This is a genomic window from Mycolicibacterium sp. 624, assembly GCF_040548615.1.
Lineage (GTDB): Bacteria > Actinomycetota > Actinomycetes > Mycobacteriales > Mycobacteriaceae > Mycobacterium.
The window spans coordinates 450,295-474,054 of record NZ_JBEPRZ010000001.1 but is presented as its reverse complement, the minus strand read 5'-3'; the positions used below and the strand labels follow the sequence as shown (position 1 = coordinate 474,054).

The 23,760-nt window shown below is 66.9% G+C and carries 22 protein-coding genes and 1 riboswitch; of the genes, 8 read left to right on the top strand and 14 right to left on the bottom strand.

Features of this window, described 5'->3' with window-relative positions:
- Positions 1-2: 2 nt before the first annotated feature.
- The 4 genes from ABIA65_RS02110 to ABIA65_RS02095 are packed head-to-tail and all read right to left on the bottom strand — an operon-like array spanning position 3 to position 2,864.
- Entirely contained in the window at positions 3-821 is an 819-nt protein-coding gene (locus ABIA65_RS02110) for a beta-keto acid cleavage family enzyme (protein WP_241401837.1), read from the bottom strand.
- On the bottom strand, positions 818-1,195 hold the full coding sequence (locus ABIA65_RS02105) for a hotdog domain-containing protein (RefSeq protein WP_241401836.1): 378 nt from the start codon (positions 1,193-1,195) through the stop codon (positions 818-820). Before ABIA65_RS02105 ends, ABIA65_RS02110 begins: the two co-directional genes overlap by 4 nt.
- On the bottom strand, positions 1,192-2,262 hold the full coding sequence (kdd, locus tag ABIA65_RS02100; protein WP_354522455.1) for an L-erythro-3,5-diaminohexanoate dehydrogenase: 1,071 nt from the start codon (positions 2,260-2,262) through the stop codon (positions 1,192-1,194). The genes ABIA65_RS02105 and kdd overlap by 4 nt, the downstream gene beginning before the upstream one ends.
- Positions 2,259-2,864 carry a TetR/AcrR family transcriptional regulator gene (locus tag ABIA65_RS02095; protein ID WP_241401834.1) on the bottom strand — a complete coding sequence of 202 codons (606 nt, stop codon included), beginning with the start codon at positions 2,862-2,864 and terminating at the stop codon, positions 2,259-2,261. Before ABIA65_RS02095 ends, kdd begins: the two co-directional genes overlap by 4 nt.
- 271 nt (positions 2,865-3,135) lie before the next feature.
- Between ABIA65_RS02095 and ABIA65_RS02090 the strand changes: the two genes are divergently transcribed.
- The 5 genes from ABIA65_RS02090 to ABIA65_RS02070 all read left to right on the top strand — a co-directional run bounded on the left by ABIA65_RS02090 (position 3,136) and on the right by ABIA65_RS02070 (position 9,400).
- Positions 3,136-4,017, top strand: a complete 882-nt coding sequence (locus ABIA65_RS02090; RefSeq protein ID WP_354522454.1) for an ABC transporter substrate-binding protein — start codon at positions 3,136-3,138, stop codon at positions 4,015-4,017.
- A gap of 55 nt (positions 4,018-4,072) precedes the next feature.
- The gene (locus tag ABIA65_RS02085; protein ID WP_354522453.1) at positions 4,073-4,891 is read left to right on the top strand and encodes an amino acid ABC transporter permease; all 819 of its coding nucleotides are present in this window, start codon (positions 4,073-4,075) and stop codon (positions 4,889-4,891) included.
- Complete coding sequence (locus ABIA65_RS02080) at positions 4,888-5,664, top strand: amino acid ABC transporter ATP-binding protein (RefSeq protein WP_305853317.1); 777 nt, start codon at positions 4,888-4,890, stop codon at positions 5,662-5,664. Before ABIA65_RS02085 ends, ABIA65_RS02080 begins: the two co-directional genes overlap by 4 nt.
- On the top strand, positions 5,664-6,599 hold the full coding sequence (locus tag ABIA65_RS02075; protein WP_241401831.1) for a phosphotriesterase family protein: 936 nt from the start codon (positions 5,664-5,666) through the stop codon (positions 6,597-6,599). Before ABIA65_RS02080 ends, ABIA65_RS02075 begins: the two co-directional genes overlap by 1 nt.
- Before the next feature lie 446 nt (positions 6,600-7,045).
- Positions 7,046-9,400, top strand: coding sequence for a heavy metal translocating P-type ATPase (locus ABIA65_RS02070; RefSeq protein WP_354522451.1), 2,355 nt, complete (start codon positions 7,046-7,048; stop codon positions 9,398-9,400).
- 180 nt (positions 9,401-9,580) lie between these two features.
- Here ABIA65_RS02070 and ABIA65_RS02065 read toward each other — a convergent pair whose 3' ends face one another.
- From ABIA65_RS02065 to ABIA65_RS02055, 3 genes are all read right to left on the bottom strand, one after another.
- Entirely contained in the window at positions 9,581-10,321 is a 741-nt protein-coding gene (locus ABIA65_RS02065) for an ABC transporter permease (protein WP_371747152.1), read from the bottom strand.
- A 70-nt stretch (positions 10,322-10,391) separates the two neighbouring features.
- Positions 10,392-11,258 carry an ATP-binding cassette domain-containing protein gene (locus tag ABIA65_RS02060; RefSeq protein ID WP_354522450.1) on the bottom strand — a complete coding sequence of 289 codons (867 nt, stop codon included), beginning with the start codon at positions 11,256-11,258 and terminating at the stop codon, positions 10,392-10,394.
- Positions 11,255-11,704, bottom strand: a complete 450-nt coding sequence (locus ABIA65_RS02055) for a MarR family winged helix-turn-helix transcriptional regulator (RefSeq protein WP_354522449.1) — start codon at positions 11,702-11,704, stop codon at positions 11,255-11,257. The genes ABIA65_RS02060 and ABIA65_RS02055 overlap by 4 nt, the downstream gene beginning before the upstream one ends.
- Before the next feature lie 98 nt (positions 11,705-11,802).
- On the opposite strand from ABIA65_RS02055, the gene ABIA65_RS02050 reads away from it, so the two are divergent.
- Complete coding sequence (locus tag ABIA65_RS02050) at positions 11,803-12,153, top strand: hypothetical protein (protein ID WP_241401826.1); 351 nt, start codon at positions 11,803-11,805, stop codon at positions 12,151-12,153.
- A gap of 28 nt (positions 12,154-12,181) precedes the next feature.
- On the opposite strand, the gene glgX is transcribed toward ABIA65_RS02050, so the two are convergent.
- Complete coding sequence (glgX, locus tag ABIA65_RS02045) at positions 12,182-14,332, bottom strand: glycogen debranching protein GlgX (RefSeq protein ID WP_241401825.1); 2,151 nt, start codon at positions 14,330-14,332, stop codon at positions 12,182-12,184.
- 165 nt (positions 14,333-14,497) lie between these two features.
- Here glgX and ABIA65_RS02040 point away from each other — a divergent pair, with 165 nt between their 5' ends.
- Complete coding sequence (locus tag ABIA65_RS02040) at positions 14,498-15,256, top strand: enoyl-CoA hydratase/isomerase family protein (RefSeq protein WP_502919505.1); 759 nt, start codon at positions 14,498-14,500, stop codon at positions 15,254-15,256.
- 4 nt (positions 15,257-15,260) lie between these two features.
- Positions 15,261-15,473, top strand: a riboswitch (cobalamin riboswitch).
- A 123-nt stretch (positions 15,474-15,596) separates the two neighbouring features.
- Positions 15,597-17,873, top strand: coding sequence for a 5-methyltetrahydropteroyltriglutamate--homocysteine S-methyltransferase (metE, locus tag ABIA65_RS02035; RefSeq protein WP_354522446.1), 2,277 nt, complete (start codon positions 15,597-15,599; stop codon positions 17,871-17,873).
- On the opposite strand, the gene ABIA65_RS02030 is transcribed toward metE, so the two are convergent.
- The 6 genes from ABIA65_RS02030 to ABIA65_RS02005 all read right to left on the bottom strand — a co-directional run bounded on the left by ABIA65_RS02030 (position 17,870) and on the right by ABIA65_RS02005 (position 23,714).
- Entirely contained in the window at positions 17,870-18,433 is a 564-nt protein-coding gene (locus tag ABIA65_RS02030) for an isochorismatase family protein (protein WP_354522445.1), read from the bottom strand. The two genes, metE and ABIA65_RS02030, sit on opposite strands and share 4 nt — an antisense overlap.
- A gap of 10 nt (positions 18,434-18,443) precedes the next feature.
- Positions 18,444-19,766 carry a hypothetical protein gene (locus ABIA65_RS02025; protein WP_354522444.1) on the bottom strand — a complete coding sequence of 441 codons (1,323 nt, stop codon included), beginning with the start codon at positions 19,764-19,766 and terminating at the stop codon, positions 18,444-18,446.
- Positions 19,763-20,203 (bottom strand): hypothetical protein, encoded by a 441-nt coding sequence (locus ABIA65_RS02020; RefSeq protein WP_354522442.1) that lies wholly within the window; start codon positions 20,201-20,203, stop codon positions 19,763-19,765. Before ABIA65_RS02020 ends, ABIA65_RS02025 begins: the two co-directional genes overlap by 4 nt.
- Entirely contained in the window at positions 20,200-20,388 is a 189-nt protein-coding gene (locus tag ABIA65_RS02015) for a hypothetical protein (protein ID WP_241401819.1), read from the bottom strand. Before ABIA65_RS02015 ends, ABIA65_RS02020 begins: the two co-directional genes overlap by 4 nt.
- Entirely contained in the window at positions 20,385-22,223 is a 1,839-nt protein-coding gene (locus tag ABIA65_RS02010) for a hypothetical protein (protein WP_354522441.1), read from the bottom strand. Before ABIA65_RS02010 ends, ABIA65_RS02015 begins: the two co-directional genes overlap by 4 nt.
- 90 nt (positions 22,224-22,313) lie before the next feature.
- Positions 22,314-23,714: an acyl-CoA dehydrogenase family protein gene (locus tag ABIA65_RS02005; RefSeq protein ID WP_354522439.1), complete on the bottom strand. Its 1,401-nt coding sequence runs from the start codon at positions 23,712-23,714 to the stop codon at positions 22,314-22,316.
- Positions 23,715-23,760 lie beyond the last annotated feature (46 nt).

Sequence of the window (23,760 nt, the reverse complement as noted above, 5' to 3'; positions counted from 1 at the left end):
CGTCACGTCAGGCCCAGCGCGGCTCGGGCCTGCTCCGCATCCATCAGATCGTGTTGGGCAAGGGCCGCCAGTTCCGCTGCGCGAGTCACCAATTGAACGTTGCCCGATACCAGTTCATGCGCGGAGTACCGCAGCACGTCCTCCATACCGACTCGCACGTTGCCGCCCATCGCCATCGTGGTCATCAGCACCGGCAGGGTCGAGCGGCCGATGCCGGTGGCCGACCACGAGCAGCCCTGCGGCAGGGCGGCCTGGGCCGCCACCAGCGTGCGCGAATCGCCCGGCATGCCACCGGGTACCCCCATCACCAGATTGCAGTGCACCACACCCTGTTTCGGCGCGCCGAAGCGATCCAGCAGCCGATGCAGGGTGGCGATGTGGCCGAAGTCGAAACACTCGAACTCCGGCAGGATGCCACGCTCGAGCGCACCCTGGTACAGCTCCTCGATGAACGTCAGCGGGTTGGCGAACACCTCTGTCCCGAAGTTCACCGTGCCGCAGGTCAGCGAACACGACTCAGGCTCCAACTCGAGTACCCGCAGCCGCGATTCGAACGGGTCGCGCACACTGCCGCCGGTCGACAGCTGCACGATCAGGCCTGTCTTTTCCCGTACCCCGGCCACGATCTCCGCCAACACGGCGTGGTCCAGTGTCGACTGCCCGTCGCGATCACGGCCGTGGATGTGGATCAGCGCAGCGCCGGCCTGCTCGCAGGCGACCGCCTCTGCCACGATCTGTTCGGGCTGTAGCGGTATGTGTGGATTGTCCTGTGGGCCGGATTCGGCGCCGGTTGGCGCCACGGTGATGAACAGAGCGCTCACCTGTCGGATCCCGGTACGACGAGCACCGCGACCGCACTGGTCACCAGCTTCTTCTCGGCCAGGCAGATCGCGCCGGACTCGCGGTGTGTCGGGTCCGCGCGTGAGGTCACATGTGCCTCGAGTTCAAGGCGTCGGCTGCGCCTGCCCACTGAGGCAATTCGCCCGGTGACCTCCAGTAGATCGCCGGCCAGCACCGGTGCGTGGAAGTCGACGACCTCGTAACCGGCCAGCAGGCCCTCGTCGCCCTCGGTGAGAATGCTGAGCTCGGTGGCCACCTCACCGAAGATTCGCATCACGAAGGCGCCGTCGACGAGGCCGCCTGCGTAGTGCGCGTCGCCGTGCGAGACATACCTGCGGTGGACTATCTGGGTCATCTCATTCCCTTGCTGATCGTTCGGGCGGGCAGGTGAAGGTCGAAGAAGCTGCGAACGGCCGGATCGGTGCGCACGATCTGCAGCGCCAACTCCGCGTGACCGGGCACGTAACCGGACCCGATGAACAGGTCGAGATCCCGGCACAGCGCCTCGGCGCCCAGTGCCACGGCCGGGAAACTGGTTGCCATCGAGAAGTAGAGGACGGCGCCGCCCTCGCGGGTCGCCAGTAGGGCAGCGTGCTCACACCCCGGGGCGTTGACGCACACGAATGTCACATCGGCCGGCCCCGAATGCTCGTCGAGTGCCCTGCGTACGCCGACCGGATCGGTGGCATCGGCCACCAGGACGGTGTCGAACAACGCCAACTCGCGGAGCCGCTCGGCCTCGCCCACCGAGGGCACCACGCACACCGCCTGCACTCCGCGCCGACGTGCGACCGCCGCCGAGAGCACCGCGCTCTTGCCGCCGCCGAGCAGGAGCAGTTGTCGGACCGGACCGGAGTCGAGCGGCCGCGACAGGATGCGCTCGGCCTGCGCCGGGGCGCCGCAGACATCGAGGACCGCCAGCGCCAGTTCCTGCGGCAGGTCATCGGGCAGTGCGCTGATCATCCGAGGTGCGGCGACGATCGCCCGCGCTGACAGCGGGACCACCTCTGATTTGGTGTCCCACCGCTCGAGTGTGTCGCGGATCTCGAGAGGCGTTGCGGTCAGCGAGATCAGCGTGGCGACCCGATCGCCGACGCGATAGGGCGCGCATGTCGCTGCGTCGGCGACCGCGCTCACCCGGCCGACCAGCATGCCGCCCGAGCCGGTACGCGGGTTGGCCATCTTGCCGGTTGTGGCGACGATGGCGAGAACCTCGGCCCGTATCCGTTGGGCGTCGTGCCCGTGCACTTCGGTGAGGTCCCGGTAGCTGGCCGAGTCGAGGTTCAGATAGGAGACGTCGATCTCGATCTCACTGGCCGCCAAAGGGCCTGCAGTGGACAACTTCTCGGCGGCCTGCGGCAGGACGCCGGAGGGAGCCAGCACCCGCGCCGTCCCGATCGACATATCGGAGGAGTGCTTCACTGAGACCTCTTCCGCGGCTTGGCCGCACCGAGCGCGTTGAGGCACAACTCGGTGTAGATGGCGGTGAGGTCGGCCAGTTCGAGCCTGCCGTCTGGGCGATACCAATGCGCGACACCGGTGCACATCTCGAGCAGCGCCTTCGTCGCGACCGCGACGTCGACAACCGTGAACTGTCCGGCCTTGCGGCCGGCGGCAATGGTCTTGGCCCACAGCGCTTCGTAGTCATCGCGGAACGTCACAATCGACTCGCGACTCTCGTCGGTCAGGGCGCGTAGTTCGATGTCGCTGACGATGCACTGCAGGCGTTGACTGGTGTGGATCCGGACATGGACTTCGACCAGCGCGGCCACGCGGTCGACCGCACTGACCTTGCCCTGCAACGCGATCTCGGCATCGCGGAGCAGCGTGAGGATGTTCTCCGTCAGGATCTCGACGAGCAGGTCGTCCTTGGTCTTCATGTAGTGGTAGAGCGTGGCCAGCGAAACTCCGGCCTCCTCGGCGATCCGGCGGATCCCCGTGCCGTTGAACCCGACGGTGCTGAAGAGTTCGAGTGCCGCCCCGCGGATCTCCTGGCGAGCCGATTCTGAGCCGGTCCCGGACATCTCAGCCTCCTTCGCAAAGTTGAGCCGATCGATCGATCTGGGTTTGAAGCATACAACTAGCGCACCGTGGAACGTCAACGTTGTCGACCAACTGCAGTACGGGAGCCGTTCTGCCACATAGAAGGTGTGTTTGCCTAGGTCCCTTCTGACGCTCGGGGTGACCCACGTAACAACTAAGCGTTGCGCTCGTTCGATCGATCGATTACCGTCCGCTAGGCAAACCGGATCCAGTCGGTGGCGTCCCGCCGTCCGCGAAACCACAGGAGAGCTCGTGAAGATCAAGATGGCGGCCGCCGCGCTTGCGGTCGGCGCACTTTCCCTGACCTCGGCGTGTAGCACTGTCGAGGAGGCGGAAGGGGAGTCCCCGGGCGCCCCGGTGCAGAAGGTGGCCGAGATCGCCCCCGACAGTCTGGTGCGCAACGGCTACCTCACCACCTGCATGGACATGCCGTATCAGCCGTTTCAGTACTTCGACGAGGCCGGCGAGCCCGAGGGCGTCGATATCGACCTGGTGACCGAGGTGGCTGCCCGGCTGGGCCTCAAGCCGAACTTTCAGAACTCGGTCTTCGACACTGTCATCGCCGCGCTCAAGGGCGGCAAGTGCGACGTCATCTGGGCCGACCAGTACGTGACCCCCGAGCGCGTCAACCAGCTCGACATGGTCGCCTACTGGAAGGCGGCCGAGGTGGTCGTGGTGCCTGAGGGCAACCCCAAGGGAGTCGGCACCAAGGATCAGCTGTGCGGAGTCAAGGTGGCCGGGCAGAAGGGCGGCGCGGATGTCGACGCGCTCGAGAAGCTCAGCGCCGCCTGCATCGCCAAGGGTGAGCCTCCGGTCAACATCCTCCAGTTCCCGCGCAGCCCAGATGCATACCAGGCGTTGGCCTCTGGTCAAGTTGACGCCTGGATGACCGAGGAGGTTGCTGCCCTTCTGCTCAAGCAGGAGCGCAACGCCAAGGTCGAGTTCACCGACACCTTCCCGCTCGGCGACGGCGATCTTGCCGGCCTCACCGGCTTCTCGTTCCGGCCCGACGACCCGGCCATGCAGGACCCGGTGATGAAGGCAGTGCAGTCAATGGTCGAGGACGGCACGTGGAAGAAGATCTGGGAGAAGTGGGGTCTGTCCGACATCAGCATCGACCCCAAGCTCGTCTGACGTATCCCGGTGACGGCGGGGCGGCCGCGAACCGCCCCGCCATGGAAAGGCTTTCATGGAGACCCAGCTGATGGCGGCTGCCGCCAACACATACCCGTTCGACTGGCCTGCGTTCTGGGACTACCTCATTCATCCCAGCAGTCTCGTCGTCAAAGGCCTTGTGCTCACGGTGGTTATCGCCATCGTCTCCCAGATTCTGGGCGTGCTGATCGGGCTGGTTGCCGCCCTCGGTCGGGAAAGCCGGTTCGGCGCGGTCCGCTGGCTCTCGGCCGGCTACATCGGCCTGTTCCGCGGAACACCGTTCCTGGTGCAGGTATCCATCATCTTCTTCGCCGGCTTTCCGTTCTTCGGGCTGTCCATCTTCGGTGGATACCGCTGGGATGACGTGCGGCTTCTCGGCTTCGTCATTCTGGGTCGCATCCTGGCCGGCATCTTCGCCCTTTCGCTCAACGAGGGCGCCTACATGGCCGAGATCATCCGCTCCGGCATCGGTTCCGTCGATGTCGGTCAGGTTGAAGCCGCGCACGCTATCGGTATGACCCACCGGCAGACCATGCGTCGCATCGTGCTGCCGCAGGCGGCGCGCACCATCGTGCCGCCACTGGGCAACCAGTTCAACCTGATGCTCAAGAACACCTCGCTGCTGTCGGTCATCAGCGTCATCGAGCTCTACACCGCAGCGGCCATCATCCAGGGCCAGACCTTCCAGCCGTTCGAGGTCTTCGGAGCGGTGGCCATCTACTACCTGGGGCTGACTGTGGTGTGGACGGTCATCCAGGGCCGGATCGAACGTCGGATCAGTCCCGACAAGCAGCGGCGCAAGGTGAAGCGCCGCTCGGCTATCCCTGCGTCAGTCGGAAGTGAGGCGGCATGACCAGCGAGCAAGCGATCAGCCTGATCGAGGTAACCGGGGTCTCTAAGTGGTTCGGCGACAAGCAGATCCTGCATGACGTCGACCTGTCCGTCGCACGCGGCGAGGTCGTCGTGCTGATCGGCCCCTCCGGGTCGGGCAAGACCACGCTGCTGCGGTGCATCAACCATCTCGAGGCGCCCGAGCGCGGTGAGGTGCGGCTCGATGGGACGCCGATCGGGACCCGGCAGGTCAACGGCACCGTCAAACCGCTGCGCAACGCCGAGCTCGCCCGCCAACGCGCGCACGTCGGCATGGTGTTCCAGCGCTTCAACCTGTTCAGTCATCGCACCGCGATGCAGAACATCACCGACGGCATGGTCCATGTCGCGCGGGTACCCAAGGCCGACGCCGAGGTGACCGCCCGGGAGCTGCTGGCCCAGGTCGGTCTGCCGGACAAGGCGGACTCCTACCCGCGCCAGCTCTCCGGCGGCCAGCAGCAACGCATTGCGATCGCCCGCGCACTCGGTATGAAACCCCGGGCGATTCTGTTCGACGAACCGACGAGCGCGCTCGACCCCGAGACCGTTGGCGATGTGCTCGACGTGATGAAACAGTTGGCACTGGCCGGTATGACCATGGTGATCGCGACTCACGAAATGGGGTTCGCTCGCGACGTGGCGGACCGAGTGGTGATGATGGACGCCGGCCGCATCGTCGAGTCGGGACCACCGGCACAGTTCTTCGCCCAGCCGTCCTCGGAGCGCACCAGGGCGTTTCTCGCCAGGGTGAGGTGATGGCCAACCCGCCGGAATCCCCGGCCGCAGAGGTGATGACGGTACTCGGACCGGTCCGCGCGGACCGGCTCGGAGTGGTGCTGCCGCATGAGCACCTGTTCTGTAACACGCTGCGGGAGTACCGTTCCGACGGACTGCTCGACGACCTCGAACTCGCCGTGCGGGAGTTGCGGCGGTTCAAGGCGGCGGGCGGCGGCACCGTGGTCGAGCTGACCTGCCCGACCTTCGGCCGACGTCCCGATCTGCTCCGCGAGGCCTCGGACGCCACCGGTGTGCACATCGTGATGGGGTGCGGGCACTACCGCGACCCCTACCTTGCCGACGCCGACCTGGACCGGCGCACCGTCGCGCAGATCGGCGCGGACCTCGTTGCGGAGTTCACCGAAGGCGTCGACGGGGTTCGGCCGGGCATCATCGGCGAGGTTGGCGCCGACGCGGGCTGGGTCTCCGCACTCGAGGAGCGTGCCCTGCGCGCCGCGGCGTGGGCGCAGGCCCGCACCGGCGCGACCATCAGCCTGCACGCCGCGCGCTGGCCCGTCGGCCGCGACATTCTGAACATCCTGGCCGAATGCGGTGTGCCGATGGAGCGGGTGGTGGTCGGTCACCTCGACACCGTCAACGACCCGCAATTCCACCTCGAGGTCGTCCGGCGGGGCTGCTGGGCCGAGTTCGACGGATTCACCACCGACGTTCCCTACGACACCGAGCGGATCGCCGGCTACGTCGCCCGTCTGGTGGAGGCCGGACATCACGCCCGCGTGTTGCTCTCGCATGACCTGTTCCGGCTCAGCCACTTCCACTCCTACGGCGGGGTCGGTCTCACCCATCTTCTCGACGAGGTGCCGCAGGTGTTGCGTGCGCACGGCGTGGCGGATGACATCGTGTCGGCGATGCTGACCACCAACCCGCAACGGGCCCTGTCCGGGATGAGCTAGGTGTCGGTCCATGGACCGACTGATTCTGTGTGGGTTCCGGGTACCAGGATCGCGGACTGCGCCGGGATCCACGCCATGCCGTCGTCGGAGGAGATTGTGAGCTGAACACGGTGTTGCGGGTGATCAACAGCTTGACCAGGCAACAGAGGTTGGGCCGGAGTGCCTGCGGCGAGGTCGACTTCGCACGCTTGGCCTCCGAACATGCCGATGCTGCGGGCCGATGGTTGTTGCACACGAAGCGGTGATTTCTTCATCGAACCTTCGCAGAATCACTACCCGAGCCGCACTAGGCCGGGGCATGCTCAGAGTTGAGGTGCCAAACCCGGGATAACAGCCGCTGTTGGAGCACTGGAGAGGCCAGTGCTGTTCCGCCCTTGCTGATCGTGTGCCGTCCGCGGGAAGCATAGGAATCGTCGGCACCGTGGTCATTGGGGGTGCCGTGTCAAATGAACCAAACCACCGTTCTCGAGGTGGGTGGCCTCAGTTGGACGAGTTCGACGGCGGCCATCGAGGCCACACTTCTCCGTCGACCGGGTGTCATTGCCGTTGAGGCCAACGCCGTCAATCAGACCGCCACCGTCACTTACGATCCCGGCCGCACATCGGTGGTGGAACTGTCGAAATGGTTACGGGACTGCGGCTTTCACTGCGCTGGCCGGTCGGTGCCCGCCCACGTGTGTGACCCGATGTCTGAGCCATCCATTGCGCATGAGACCTCAACTGGACGATCCCCGCAGGAAACAATGGGCCATGGCGGCGGGCATGCAGGAATGTCGATGGACGCGATGGTCCGCGACATGCGCAACCGGTTCTTGGTCGCGCTGGTGTTGTCGATCCCGATCATGCTGTGGTCTCCGATGGGGCGCGACATGTTCGGGTTCACGGTGCCGGCGCCATTCGGGCTGCGCGATGATGTGTTCACCCTGCTGCTGAGCCTGCCGGTGATCTTCTATTCGGCGTGGATATTCTTCGACGGCGCCTACCGGGCACTGAAGGCGCGGACGCTGGACATGATGGTGCTCGTCGCCGTCGCGGTGGGCGCTGGCTGGGTCTATAGCGTTGGTGTGACACTGACCGGCGGTGGCGAGGTCTTCTATGAGGCCGCCACCGTGTTGACCACGTTCGTGCTGCTGGGTCACTGGTTCGAGATGCGCGCCCGCGGCGGCGCCAACGATGCCATCCGTACCCTGCTGGAACTGGCACCTCCAATGGCGGAGGTGCTGCGCGACGGCGAGCCGGTCGAGATTCCGACTGCGCAGGTCGTGGCAGGGGATCTGCTGCTGATCCGCCCAGGCGCAAAGATCCCGGTCGACGGCATCGTCGCGGACGGCGACTCCGAGGTAGACGAATCGATGGTCACCGGTGAGAGCTTGCCGGTGACGAAGGCTGCCGGTTCGACAGTTATCGGTGCGTCAATCAACACCACCGGAACGCTTCGCGTTCGCGTGACCAAGGTCGGTTCCGACACCGTGCTGGCCCAGATCGTGTCCCTTGTGCAGGAAGCTCAGAATTCGAAGGCCCCAGGGCAGAGATTCGCTGACCGGGCCGCATTCTGGCTGGTCCTGGTCGCACTAATCGGCGGCACGGCCACGTTCCTGGTCTGGTGGCTTGTTGGTGCGGGTGTGCAGTCTGCGCTGCTGTTCTCGATCACGGTCGTGGTCATCACCTGTCCTGACGCGCTGGGCCTGGCTACTCCGACCGCGATCATGGTCGGCACCGGGCTGGGCGCAAAGCGTGGGGTTCTGTTCAAGAACGCCACCGCACTCGAAACCTCGGCTCGCATCGACACCGTGGTGATGGACAAGACCGGCACCTTGACCAAGGGGCAGCCCGAGGTCACCGATGTTGTCGTCGCATCGATCGGCGAGGACGAGATGCTCGCGCTTGTCGCGTCGGTCGAACGCGAATCCGAGCACCCGCTGGCCGGTGCGATCGTGCGCTACGCAGCTGCCCGCGCGGTTCCGAAGCTGCCGCTGGTCGGGTTCCGCAATGTGCCCGGGCATGGTGCTACCGCCGACGTGCAGGGCCGCCACGTCGCGGTCGGCAACCGCAAACTAATGATCGCCGAGAACGTGGACTTCGGACCTCTGATGGAGCGGCGTGACGAGCTGGCCTCGAGTGGCCGGACCGCGGTGCTGGTGGCCGTCGACGGCCAAGGCGTGGGGGTCATCGCTCTCGCCGATGCCGTCAGGGATACCTCGGCAGAAGCGGTATCGGCACTGCAGGACCTCGACGTCGAGGTGGTCATGCTCAGTGGCGACAACGAGGCAACCGCCCACCGCATTGCGCAACAGCTCGGTATTGACATCGTCATCGCCGAGGTACTGCCCGGCGACAAGGCGAGCAAGATCGCCGGGCTACAGCGGTCGGGCAAGAAGGTCGCGATGGTCGGTGACGGCGTCAACGACGCCCCAGCGCTGGCGCAAGCAGACCTGGGAATTGCGATAGGCGCGGGCACCGACGTGGCGATTGAAACCGCGGAGCTAGTGCTAATGCGCTCGGATCCTCTCGACGTGGCAGCCGCACTCCGCATCGGCCGGGGGACTCTGCGCAAGATGCGTCAGAACCTCGGATGGGCGGTCGGCTACAACGTCATCGCCCTGCCGATCGCGGCCGGTGCTCTTCAGCCGTCGCTGGGATTGGTGCTGCGTCCAGAGATCGCCGCCCTGTCGATGTCGGGCTCCAGCCTCATCGTGGCCGTCAACGCCCTGATGCTTAAACGACTTCAGCTGCCCACCGCAAGCACAACAAGGCGGGAAGGCTCACGGGAAGTCGGGAGTGGGCGAAGGGACGCTCAATGAAGAAGTCAAGCCGCTGTCTTCATGGTTCAGGTCAGTCGGATTGTCAGGTGCGTCGTCGTGCCAGACGATGGCGCCGGGATCGGCCGTTTGCGCACCCCTTGGTTGTGTTGAGCACCTTCGCACCCGACGAACTCCCTAACGACGGCAACTGCATTGAGTTGAGGGCTCGACCCGAACGAATCAGCGCACCAGGCGCCGTAGCAGCGTCGAGGCGGCGACAACCCCGATTCCGGCGGCGACGATCAGCACCGCGACGTCGAGCAGCGTGTTGCCCGGCGTGCCGATGAGAAGCGCCCGCAGCGCGTTTACCTCGTAGCTCAAGGGATTGATCGCTGACAGCCAGCGCAACCACTGCGGCATCACATCGACGGGGTAGAGCGCGTTGGAGGCGAAGAACAGCGGCATGGTGATGGCCTGACCGATGCCCATCAACCGGTCACGGTTGCGCACCAGACCAGCCAGCGTCATGGACAGGCACGCGAAGAACGCGGACCCCAGCACCACGACCCCCATCGCGGCCAGGATTCGGAGCGGGTTGGCGGTGAGGTGAATACCCATCAGATAGGCGATCACCAGCACCCCGACCACCTGAGCCACCGACCGCACGCCCGCCGCGAACGACTTGCCGGTGATCAGCGCGGATGCGGGCGCGGGCGTCACCATCAGCTTGGCCAGGATGCCGGCGTCGCGGTCCCACACGATCTGAATGCCGTAGAAGATCGAGATGAAGAGCGCCGACTGCGCGATGATGCCCGGCGCCAGGAACGCCAGGTACGGCACACCGCCGGTGTCGATGACGTCGAGACGCGAGAACGTCTGCCCGAATATCAGCAGCCACAGCGCGGGCTGCACCATCCGGGTGAGCAGCTCGCTGCGGTCGTGACGCAGCTTCTGCAGTTCGACGAGCGCGAACGCGTTCATCCGCCGCAGCAGGCCGGGGACGCGCCGCACTCCGCGGGGTGCCCGGATCAGGTCGACGGGAGTGGTGCTCTCAACTGACACGGCGGGCCGTCCTTCTGCTGGAGCGGATCTCACGCAGTCCCTTGCGCGCGGCGTCCTCGGACAGGTCCGATCCCGCGTGGTGCCGGAACACGTCCTCCAGGCTCACGGTGGGTGAGGCCTCCGACACCAGCTCGGCCTTGAGATCGGCGGGGGTGCCGACGGCCTGGAGCACGCCGCGGTGCATGAGCGCGACCCGGTCGCACAGCGCGTCGGCCTCCTCCATGTAGTGCGTGGTGAGCAGGACCGTCATGCCGAACTCGTCCTGCATCCGCGCCACCTGCGACCAGACACTGTCGCGGGCAATGGGATCCAGGCCAACGGTGGGTTCGTCGAGCAGCAGCAGCGAGGGCCGGTTCACCAGTGCCTGCGCCAACTCCAGCCGTCGGACCATCCCGCCGGAGTAGGTGCCCGCGAGGTTGTCGGCGACGTCGAGGAGCTGCATCGCATCGAGGGCCTCGTCGACACGGGCGCGGAGCTGTTTGCGCGGTACGTCGTAGAGGCGCGCGAAGAGGTCGACGTTCTGCCGTCCGGTCAGTGCCGATTCGATCGAGAGCTGTTGGGGCACATAGCCGATATTGTGTCTGATATCCATGGTGTCGCGGCGCGCGTCCAGCCCGAAGATGCTCACCTCACCCTCCTGCACGGGGGTGAGGGTGGTCAACCCGCGGACCAGGGTGGTCTTGCCCGCGCCGTTGGGGCCGAGCAGCCCCATGGTCTCCCCGATGTGGACCTGCAGGCTGACGTCGTCGACGGCGGTGAAGTCGCCGTAGCGGTGGGTCAGGTGCCGGCAGTGGACCGCGGCGGGCCGCGAATTGGGTACCGCGGCGGGCCGCGAATTGGGTACCGCGGGTGTCATGAAACCTCCTCGCGCAGTAGCTCGGTGAGCGTGGCCAGCACGGCCAGGCCCTCGGTCAGGTGATCGATCGCGTCTGCGTCGAGGCGATCCAATGCGGCGGCGAGGGCGGCGCGGCGTGCGGCGCGGGACTCGTCGGCGATGCGCTGTGAGGACTCGGTCAGGGCCAGCCTGCCGACGCGCCGGTCGTCGGGGTCGACGGTGCGGTCGAGGAGGCCATCGGCGCACAGCCGCGAAACCAGGGTCGAGGCGGTGTTGGGGGCCAAACCGAGTTCGGTCGCGGCCTCGCGCACCGAGATGCCGGGCCGGCGTCCGATCAGGCGCAGGAGTTCGGCCTGGGACTCGGGCAGTCCGGTGCCGATGGCCGGCCCCGCCGAGCGGCGAACCTGACGGCGGAACCGGCCCACGGTGCCGAACAGTTCGGCGGCGAGATCGGCGCGGGTGCCCATGCCAGAACAATACCTCTGTTGCAGAGGTAAATATTGTTGGGTGCCGAATTGCGAGTGTGGACTGTTTCTTTCTGGCAGAAGTCGGGCAACATGGGCGTATGAGCACAGACGGCTTCGACGACAACCCACTGTCGACGTCCGAGTCGCTCGACTCCGACGAGATTCGCAACGACGACGGCGACGAGGTGGTGGACGCGCCGCAGAACTGGATCGAGCCGAAGGACGACGAGACGCTGGCCGAACGCCTCTCCGACGAGGAGCCCGACATCAGCCCCGACGGCGACGATCAGCCGTCCAGCGACGCGCACGACTCAGATCTGGGTGGTGGGCTGGACCTGGTCAGCGACGTCGACATCGACCGACTCGACCCCGAGCAGCACGGCCGTGACCGCGGGCAGATCGACGGCACACCCGAGGACGGCGACTCGTTCTTCGACGTCGTCTCCTAGTGGTGGGTCGTCTCCTGGTCCCGCAACGTCACTCCGCGGGCGCCACGGCCTGCAACACGACGGTGCTGCGGGCCTCAACCGTCAGACTCGCACCCGCTGCGGCCGTGGCATCGGGTGCCGGCTCCGGGCCGCCGGTCTGGAGGACGACCTGCCAGGCCTCGCCGAACGCGGCCGGCGGCAGGGTGAACTCGATGTCCTCGTAGTGGGCGTTGAAGCACAGCAGGAACGAGTCGTCGATGACCCGCTGGCCGCGCACGTCGCGGTCCGGGATGCCCTGGCCGTTGAGGTAGACCGCCACCGACTTGGCGAATCCCGAACCCCAGTCGTCGCCCGTCATCTCGTCGCCGTCGGGCGCGAACCACGCGATATCGGGCTGCCCGGCCTCACCCCGCCTGCCGACGGGCTTGCCGCTGAAGAACCGGCGGCGACGGAACACCGGGTGCGCCGCGCGTAGTGCCGAGGCCGCCCGTGCGAAGTCGAGAAGTTCGGCGTCGGCGTTGGCCCAGTCGATCCAGGTGATCTCGTTGTCCTGGCAGTAGCCGTTGTTGTTACCGCCCTGCGTGCGCCCGAGTTCGTCACCGTGGCAGATCATCGGAACGCCCTGAGACAGAAGCAGAGTCGCCAGGAAGTTGCGTTCCTGCCGGGACCGCAGTGCGAGGATCTCCTTATCGTCGGTTGGGCCCTCGACGCCGCAGTTCCACGACCTGTTGTGGCTCTCCCCGTCGTTGTTGCCCTCGCCGTTGGCCTCGTTGTGCTTCTCGTTGTAGGACACCAGATCGCGCAGCGTGAACCCGTCGTGTGCGATGACGAAGTTGATCGACGCGACCGGTCGCCTGCCGGTGTGCTCGTACAGGTCGGCCGAACCCGTGAGGCGGTAGGCGAACTCGTCGAGGGTGGCGGGCTCGCCACGCCAGAAGTCGCGCACGGTGTCGCGGTACTTGCCGTTCCACTCGGTCCACTGCGGCGGGAAGTTGCCCACCTGGTAGCCGCCGGGGCCGACGTCCCACGGTTCGGCGATGAGCTTCACCTGGCTGACCGTCGGATCCTGTTGCACGAGTTCGAAGAACGTCGACAGCTTGTCCACGTCGTAGAACTCCCGGGCGAGGGTGGACGCCAGGTCGAAGCGGAACCCGTCGACGTGCATCTCGGTGACCCAGTAGCGCAGCGAGTCCATGATCAGCTGAAGTGAGTGCGGGTGACCGACATTGAGGCTGTTACCGGTGCCGGTGTAATCCATGTAGTACCGCTTGTCATCGTCGACGAGTCGGTAGTAGGCCGCGTTGTCGATGCCCCGCATGGACAGCGTCGGGCCCAGGTGGTTGCCCTCGGCGGTGTGGTTGTAGACCACGTCGAGGATCACCTCGATATCGGCCTCGTGCAGCGCGCGGACCATGGCCTTGAACTCCTGCACCTGACCGCCGGGGGTGGCGCTGCTGCCGTACTTGTGATCGGGTGCGAAGAACCCGATCGTGTTGTAGCCCCAGTAGTTCGACAGGCCCTTCTCGATCAGGGTTGAGTCGTTGGCGAAATGATGGATCGGCATCAGCTCGATGGCGTTGACGCCCAACGACTTCAGGTGCTCGATGATGACGGGGTGCGCCACCGCCGCGTACGTGCCGCGGATCTGCTCGGGGATGTCGGGATGAGTCTGAGTCAGCCCCTTGACGTGGGCCTCGTAGATGACGGTGTCGGCGTACTCGTGGTGCGGCGGGTGGTCGGTGCCCCAGTCGAAGAACGGGTTGATCACGACCGACTTCGGCATGTCGGCGGCCGAGTCGTCGTCGTTGCGGCTGTTCTCGTCGCCGAAGGTGTAGCCGAACAGTGACTGGTTCCAGGTGAACGTGCCGTCGATGGCCTTGGAGTAGGGGTCGAGCAACAGCTTGTTCGGGTTGCAGCGGTGACCGTTGTCGGGGTCGTAGGGTCCGTACACCCGGTAGCCGTACCGCTGCCCCGGCTCGATGGTGGGCACGAAACCGTGCCACACGAAACCGTCGACCTCGGGAAGCGCGATCCTGCTCTCGGTGCCGTCCGCGTCGAACAGGCACAGCTCAACACGCTCGGCCACCTCGCTGAAGACCGCGAAGTTGGTGCCTGATCCGTCGTACGTCGCGCCCAGCGGATAGGCCTTGCCGCGCCAGATCTCCTGTGGAACGGCGTTGGAACTCGAGGCTTCGGACAAGGGCAACCCTTCTGGCTGTTTCACTTGATGCGACTATGGCGACGATACGGCGCACCGGGGTGCGAGGGCACGCTGGGCGAGTTGTTCGGACTGGAGGGGAGTCGCTTGCGCGCACCTGCTGAACTGCCCGTTTACCGCACATTGCAAACCAACGTGCAGGCCGGTGTGGCTACTGTCACGCTGAATCGGCCCGCGCGGCGCAACGCGTTCGGTGACGGTATGCGCCAGGAGCTGGCCGATGCGTACACCAGGCTCGATGCCGATGACAGCGTTCGCGTTCTGGTCCTCACGGGGGCCCCACCCGCATTCTGCGCGGGCGCTGACCTCGCCGGGGGCGAGGACACCTTCGCGGGCACCGGCCCAGGCTTCACCGCCGCGGGTGTCGCGGTGCCCGCCTGGACGCTGAGCAAGCCCGTCATCGCCGCGGTCAACGGCCACGCCCTCGGGCTTGGGCTCACCCTGGCGCTGCAGTGCGATATCCGACTGTTCGCCGCCGACGCGAAGTACGGCGTGGTGCAGGTCCGCCGCGGGGTGGTCGGCGACGCGTACTCGCACTGGGTGCTGCCGCGCCTGGTCGGGATCGCGAACGCCGCGGAGATCCTGCTGACGGGCGCGACGTTCGACGGGCACCGCGCCGTGGCGCTGGGGCTGGGAAGCCGGGTGCTGCCCGCCGACGAGGTGCTGCCCGCGGCCCTGGAGATCGCCACCGACATCGCCACCAATACCGCGCCGATGTCGGTGGCGGCGAGCAAGCGGCTGCTGTGGGACTCGTTCGACCTCGACTCCGCCGCGGTCGGGGAACGGGAGACGGCCATCCATCGCGTACTCATGGCCCATGACGACGCCCGCGAGGGCGTGCGGGCGTTCCAGGCCGGTCGTCCACCGCAGTGGTCCGGGCGGCCCGTCGACCCGACACGGCACTAGGGATACGCTGGCCGGTGCAGCTGGTTTGTCGTCGTCCTCGGACGGCGACATCGCAAGAGGGAACCCGGTGAGAATCCGGGACTGTCCCGCAGCGGTATGCAGGAACGACCGCCGTCATCAGCACTGGTCCGCAAGGGCTGGGAAGCGACGGCCAGTAGGTGCACGAACATCGTGCGCGCCTGTGAGTCCGAAGACCTGCCAGCCGTACCGGACGCGCCGCGTTCGGTGGATCATCGCCTCGTGGAATGGGCAGTGGCCGAAGCGGTTACTCCAGTGGAATGATCGCGCTCGGTTCGACGTCTCTTGGTGATATCCATCCGTCTCGTCAAGAGGACGTCGCATGACCACAGCTAGACCGTTCACCGCCACCATCACCGGCTCGCCGCGGATCGGCCCCAACCGGGAACTCAAGCGTGCCGTCGAGAGGTACTGGGCGGGCCGCATCGAACGAGCCGAACTCGAGGACCTTGCCGCGAACCTGCGGGCCGACACCTGGCAGTCGCTTGTCGCCGCGGGCCTGGACTCGGTTCCGGTGAACACCTTCTCCTACTACGACCAGGTGCTCGATACCGCCGTGCTGGTCGGCGCCCTGCCAGAGCGTGTGGCCGGTATCGGTGCCGATTCCAGCGATCTGGACCGCTACTTCGCCGCCGCGCGGGGAAACGACGACGTCGCGCCGCTCGAGATGACCAAGTGGTTCGACACCAACTACCACTACCTGGTGCCCGAGATCGGCCCGAGGACGCGGTTCGCACTCAATCCCCTCAAGCTCCTCGGTGAGCTGGAAGAGGCACGCGCACTGGACATTCCGGCCAGGCCGGTGATCGTCGGACCCATCACGTTCCTCGCGCTGTCCAAGGCGGTCGACGGGGCGGGTGCGCCCATCGCACGCCTCGACGACCTGCTCGCCGTCTACGCCGAGTTGCTTGAGGTCCTCGTGGACGAGGGTGTGCAGTGGGTGCAGTTCGATGAGCCCGTCCTGGTGACCGACATGCTGGACAACGCGGGCGAGTTGGCCGAGCGCACCTACGGGCTGCTCGCAGGCCTGGCCAAACGGCCCGCAGTGTTCGTGGCCACCTACTTCGGCGAACTGGCCGATGCGCTGCCCGCTCTGGCGCGGACGCCCGTTGAGGCCATCGGCGTCGACCTGGTCGCGGGCGGCGCATCGGCAGTGGCCGCTGTCCCGGAGTTGGCGGGCAAGACCGTCGTCGCCGGGATCGTCGACGGCCGCAACGTCTGGCGCACCGATCTGGAGGCGGCGCTGGGCACGCTGGCCACGATCGTGGGATCGGCGGGTGCAGTGGCGGTTTCGACGTCCTGCTCAACGCTGCACGTGCCGTACACACTGGACGCGGAGCCCGGGCTCGAGCCCGCGCTGCGCAGTTGGTTGGCGTTCGGCGCCGAGAAGGTGACCGAAGTGGTCGCGCTGGCGCGCGGTCTGAGGGACGGGCGGGACGCCATCGCCGCCGAGGTCGCCGCATCGAACGCGGCCATCGCCTCACGTCGTGCCGACCCGCGCCTGTCCAACGAGCGGATCCGTGCCCGTATCGCCGCGATCGCCGCATCCGGCACCACGCGCGGTCCGGCGGCGCAGCGCCGCGAGGCGCAGAACCAACGGCTGCAGCTGCCCGACCTGCCGACCACGACAATCGGCTCCTACCCGCAGACATCGGCGATCAGAGTGGCCCGCGCCGCACTGCGGGCCGGCGAGATCGACGCGGCGGAGTACGAGCGCCGGATGAAGGCGGAGATCGCCGACGTGATCAGGCTTCAGGAGGAGCTGGGTCTTGACGTGCTGGTGCACGGCGAGCCCGAGCGCAACGACATGGTGCAGTACTTCGCCGAACAGCTCGACGGGTTCTTCGCCACGCAGAACGGCTGGGTGCAGTCCTATGGCAGCCGCTGCGTGCGTCCGCCGATCCTGTACGGCGATGTCAGCCGGCCGACGCCCATGACGGTCGAGTGGATCACCTACGCGCAGTCGCTCACCGCCAAGCCGGTGAAGGGCATGCTGACGGGCCCGGTGACCATCCTGGCGTGGTCGTTCGTCCGCGACGATCAGCCGTTGGCCGACACCGCGGCCCAGGTGGCGCTGGCGATCCGGGACGAGACGGTGGATCTGCAGGCGGCGGGTATCGCGATCATTCAGGTCGACGAGCCGGCGCTGCGTGAACTGCTACCGCTGCGATCGAAGGACAAGGACGCGTACCTGAAGTGGGCAGTCGACGCGTTCCGGCTGTCCACGTCGGGGGTCGCCGACTCCACCCAGATCCACACACACCTCTGCTACTCGGAGTTCGGCGAGGTGATCGGAGCGATCGCCGACCTGGATGCCGACGTGACCTCGATCGAGGCGGCGCGTTCACACATGGAGGTGCTCGGTGACCTCAACGAGGTGGGCTTCGCCAACAGCGTCGGTCCGGGTGTCTACGACATCCACTCACCGCGGGTTCCCGGCGTCGACGAGATGGTGTCATCGCTGCGGGAGGCTCTGAAGTCGGTTCCCGCCGAACGGCTCTGGGTCAATCCGGACTGTGGGTTGAAGACACGGACCACCGACGAGGTGACGGCGTCGCTGAGGCACCTGGTGACCGCCGCCCGGGAGGTCCGCAGCTAGCCGATCTCGACGCCCGAGGCACGCAGCGCGTCAACCGCCTCCGCGGTCGTCGCCGGCGACACCCCCGCCGTCAGGTCCAGCAGGACGCGGGTGGTGAAACCGGCGGCGACCGCGTCGGCGGCGGTGGCCTTCACGCAGTAGTCGGTGGCGATGCCCGCCACGTCGACGGCGTCCACACCGCGCTGGCGCAACCAGTCGGCCAGTCCCGTGCCGTCCTCGGCATGCGCACCCTCGAAACCGCTGTAGGCCGCCGAGTAGTGGCCCTTGTGGAAGACGGCCTCGACGGCGGACGCGTCGAATGCGGGGTGGAAGTCGGCGCCCTCGGTGCCGACGACGCAGTGGGGTGGCCAGGAGTCGCGATAGTCGGGGTTCTCCGAGAAGTGCTCGCCGGGATCGATGTGGTGATCCATAGTCGCCACGACGTGGTCGTAGTCAGCGCGAAAGGTGTGGTCGCGCAACAGGTCGGTCAGCTTGCGTGCGACGTCAGCACCGCCGTCGACGGCAAGGGATCCGCCCTCGCAGAAGTCGTTCTGAACGTCGACAATGATCAGCGCGCGCATGCTGACAAACTTAGCCGCCGAACAGCAGGTACAGCCCGGTGAACGTGTAGCCGACCATGACCAGCATCATCGTGAGTTGTCCACTCACCTGATGCGGCTTCGGCAGCACCCGCAGCGCTCGGTCGTGCGCGGCCACCACGGCCGCGATGTGCCCGGCCACCACGAAGCCGACCTTGAGGGTGGCCAGGACCGACGGGTGCATCGACAACACATAGGACACCTGCACGTCGCCGAGCCACCCCCAGTTGAATGGGTCGGCGAGGCGCAGCACTGTCTGCTGGCCGCGCTCCACCAGATAGGTCAGGTAGTGGGCGAAAACGTAGCCGACCACGATCGGGATCAGCGAGTGCGCCAACAGGCCCGGTAGTTCGCGTCGCTTCGCGCGGTCGACCCCGCCCGTCGCGCGCGCCGCGAGCCAGAACGACCCGCCGACCACCCCGGCAAAAGTCGTCAGCGCGACCGTGCGGACGAGTACCGCGACCGTTCCCGAACCGCCCGACACATCGTCGACGAAACCGCGCCATCCCGGCATCGCCGAGAAGCTGTCGAACGCAGTGGATCCCAGCAGGACCGCCAGCACTGCGACCGTGCCTGGCCGAACCGGCAACGACGGCAGGTGATCGAACGGGTTGCCCACAGCGACGCGACCGTCGGCGTTGCGCCGCAACGGCGATAGGCGTGACACCACAACGCCGTACACCTCGAACGGGTCGGCGCGCGCGGCCCAGCGCGTCCCGAACAGCAGCACCCCGGCAAGCGTCACCACCAGATATGCCAGGAGCCATACCTTAATGGCGGCAAGCGATCCCGGATCGGAGCTGGCGAGTTCGAGCCACACGAACGCGAACAGGCCCAGTACGGCCGGCCAGTATCCCCAGCGCGCCGGGTACGTCCGCGGCGGCCTGCGGGACGCCGGTAGCAGCCGATAGACCGTACGCACCGGTGACAGCAGCCGCCAGACCGGCCCCAGCACCACCGACACGGCCACGAGACCGACCCAGAGCAGCACGTAGAAGACTCCAGGCAACGGGTTGTCGCCGTCCTGGGGCCCGAACATCGCCGCCACCGCCACCCACACCGCGAGCAGCAGAGCAAGCAGCGCGACCGTCCACCGCACGGCGGAGTTGTCGACCAGGGCGGTGCACCACTGGGGCAGGGGCCGCGCGGGTCTGTCCGGATCGAAGCGCGGGCGCTTCCAGGCGAGTGCGACGACGGCGAATGTGAATGTCAACGCCCACGCGGCGCCGATCAGGGCGTAGGTGACGGGAATTGGAAGATCGGACGATCCACCCAACCCGTGGGCGAGTACCACCGTCGCCTGCGCGGGAGTCACTGCACGACGGTGATGGTGACGATGGTCGTGTGCAGCTGGTGCAGTTCGACGTCGACCCTGCCGGGGACGTCGACGGTGAACTGGAAGGACTGACCGTTCGTCGGCGCGATGGCGAAGCTGTGCTCGGGACTGGAGTGCACGTGCAACTCATCAGCGGCGTCGCTGTTGACCCGGATCACGATGGGCTGCCCCACCTGGGCGTCCATCTGCGCGTTGGCGGGTATGACCTCACCGCCCCTGATCGTGACGTCGAGCGACGCCACTGCGGGTGGTTCCTGCTGATCGGTGAGTTCCGGTGCGGCCGTGGATGACGGGGAGGCGCCCGGAGATGTCGGGGTGCTGCTCGTCGCGTCCTGAGCCGACCCGCCACAGCCCGCGGTGAGCAGCGCCGCGGCAAGGGTGGCCAGCAGAGTCCGGGAGATCGTGGAAGTGGTCACGGTGAGCCATCCTCGTCGGTCGATGCTGGGGATTCGCTGGAAGGATCCTCGTCGTCAGCGCGGCGCCTGTCGCGCATCACAATCCAGATCACCACGGCCACGACGACGAGCGCCGGCGCGAATGCGGGAATCGCGAGCAGGATCGAGTGATCAGCGAGAATGTCGGGTTCGGTGCTGCCCGTCATGTCTGCCCGGACGGTGCCAGCTCGGGCTCGCTGGTGGTCGGCTCGTTCTTGTTGAGCCGTCCCGCGCCCCAGGCCAGACCGGCGATGAGGGTCAGCGTGCAGAACAGCACCACGAGGCAGCCGATAAGCCAAAGTGCTTGTGGAGTATCGGGATTGCGTTCGCGCTGCAGTATGGTGACCTCGGCGACAAACGGCCGCGTCATCGAGGACTCCGCGGGTACCTCCTCGGCGCCGATGCCCGGGTCGCCATGAAGGTAGATCGGCACGGCTGCCAGGGTTCGGCCGTCGTGGACGCGCAACAGCGTCTTCCAGGTACCCGAGATCGGCATCGGCTCGGTCGAGCGGAAGTGCCCCGACCCGAGTCGCTCCAGATGATCGACGAAGATGCCGCGATCGTTCTCGATCCCGCCCTGCCAGCCCAACACCGACACCCAGTTGGGATCTGCGCTCACCAGATCCGGTGGGGTGATGCGGATGTCGGCGGTCGCCATGCGCTGGTCGCCGATGCTGGGTGCCTCGGTCAACGTGATGGTCGCGGTCGCGTTCTGCGGGACGTCGTAGCGAAGCCCATTGGCCGTGGCTGCGCCGATGGCGATGACGGCCAGCACCACCAGGCCGATGCTGACTGCTCGACTCGGCAGCCTCTGCCCGGTGACCACCATGCCGACCATGGCTCCGCAGGCACCGACGAGTGCGGCGACGGGAACGGCCATCATCAGCGCCTCGGGCCAGATGCTGGCAGGCCACGGGTACTCGTAGACCGCGCCGATCCACAGCGACTCCAGCAACAGACCCACCGTCGCCACCCCGACGCCACTGACGAGGCCGAACAGCACCGGGCGCTTGAGAAGCGGTGTCAGCGCGAGGAGTTCGATCACGATGGCCGGCCCGAGGTACAACGCGAACCAGTTGATTGGAGCGCCGAGCACGGGGCCCACCAGCACGGCCATCAGGCCGCGTAGCGCGATCGCCAGCAGTGCTGCCACGATCGCGGCTCCACGGCCGAGCATCATCCGGGCCGCGACGAGTGCGAAGGCTCCCGCGGCGGCGATCAGCATGGGTTCGAAGACCTGGCGGAACTGCATCACGCCGAAGTCGAACTCGATCTGGAACACCGACATCCCGATGACCACGCCGCCAAAAGCCAGGTACTGCACGAACTTCAGCCCGGGTCCGTCCTTGGGGGCGTCCTCGCCGGCTGCCCGACGGCCCTCGTGGTCGAGATACAGCGCTGCGAGCGTGGAGAAGCCCGCGCCTCCGATCATCATCAGGTGGGTCGGACCCCACAACGTGACGTCCTGACCGAATATGCGGTGCCAGATGTCGTCGAGGGGGAAGCCGATCAACGCGTACAGCCCGCATCCGGCCATCAGGAGACCCCCGACCGGGGCGTACCAGGTGCGCGTGATCCGGACGGCCGACGGGCCCGGCTTGTCATAGGGCAGTACGCAGGCGAGGCAGCCGGCGACAAACAGGAGGAAGAGCCCGAAGAGGATGAAGTAGTGGGCGGGGTTGGCCAGCGGCCCCGGGTCGCGGCCGTTGCCGATGTGCAGGCTGACGTCCCAGATGAAGCCGAACAGCGCGCTGATGATCGTCGTGATGAACAACATGATGGGCAGTGCGACCCAGGCCGGGCGCTTGAACCTGCGGCCTGCGCGCTCGCCGAGGTCGTGCAGCCAGGTGATCTTGCGTGCCCGATGCAGATAGCCGACCCAGATCAGGATGACGCCGACGACCAGCCCGACGGCGGACATGCCGATGACCTCACCGATCGCCGCCCCGCCACCCTCGGTGCCCGCGGCGAGGTAGGTAACTGCGAACTGCCGAGTCTCCATCGAAATCCCCACCTCAATCGTGTTCGGCGAGCCGAACCTACTCGTCGGTAATGTTGCCAGAATCCGGTATGCGTGACCAGGGGTACCGCATCATCGGCTCTTCCTGGGTGGCCGCAGCACCTTCATCGCCAGGTTCATCACGGGACCCGGCACCTTGTCCCGCATGTCCAGGGCGGCATTGGCCGCCCAGGTGCGCGCGGGGGTGCCGCGGCCGAACGCCGCGTTGAGCGGGCCGCCGGTCGGCTCGAGTTCGATGTGCAGCGGGGGCTTGCCGGCGGCGGCGCCCAGTGCGTTGGAGATGACGATGCGCTGGATCTCGCTGGTGCCCTCGAAGATCGTGTACAGCTTGGCGTCGCGGTACCACTTCTCGACGGGGTGGTCGGTGATGTAGCCCCAGCCGCCGAGGGTCTGGATGGCGCGTTCGGTGGCCTCGACCGCCACCTCGCTGGCGGCGAGCTTGGCCATCGAGCCCTCGCCGCGTTCGAGTGGCACACCCGTGGCGGCCATCCACGAGGCCCGCCACGTGAGCAGGCGGGCGGCGTCGACCTTGGTTGCCAAATCGGCCAGCGGAAACGCGATGCCCTGGTTGTCGATGATGGGCGCGCCGAAGGCTTCGCGCCCGTTGGCGTACTCGGTGGCGTATTCCAGTGCGGCCCTGGCGATTCCAAGGGCCTGGGCCGCGACCATCGGGCGGGTCTGCTCGAACGTGCCCATGGTCGCCGAACCGGAGTGCTTGGCCCCGGCGACCACCTCTCGGGCCTTGGCCAGCCTGTGCTCGAGCTTGTCCGGCCCGCCGAGCAGGTTGTCTGCAGGCACCCGGACACCCTCGAACCTGAGCTCGGCGGTGTGCGACGCGCGGCAGCCCAGCTTGTCGAGCTTGCGCACCATCTCCAGCCCGGGCGTGCCACCGGGCACCACGAACAGTGCCTGCCCGCGATGGCCGAGGTCGTCGTCGACCACGGCGTTCACGACGTGCACGTTGGCGATTCCGCCATTGCCGATCCACATCTTCCTGCCGTCGATGATCCAGTCAGCGTCCTCGCCGGGGCCGTCGCGTCGTGCGCGCGTGCGCAGGTTGCGGACATCGCTGCCGCCCTCGGGTTCGGAGATGGCCAGCGCGGCGAGCTTGAGGTCGCCGCGCGACCCGAAGCACTCCGGGGCCCACTGCAGCATCTGTTCGGGCGTCGCGGACTGTCCGATCGCTGACAGCGCCAACGCGGGCATGACGATCGCCAGCCCGATCCCCGCGCAGCCCCAGAACAGCTCCTCCATGAACATCGGCAGCGAGAGTCCGCTCGGGTCGCCGATCAGGTCGCGATAGAACAGTGGACTGTAGAAGCCGCGCTCGGCGGCCTCCTCCAGCACCGGCCAGGGAAACTCCTGGCGCTGGTCGTAGTCCCGTGCCACCGGCCGAATCACCTGCTCGGCGAACTCGTGCGTGCGGCGGGCCAGATCGTGCTGCGCGATGGTCGGCGTGAAGTCGAGGCTCATGGCCGACCCGGCGTTCCAGCGGACATGTGTTCACCGATACCCATAT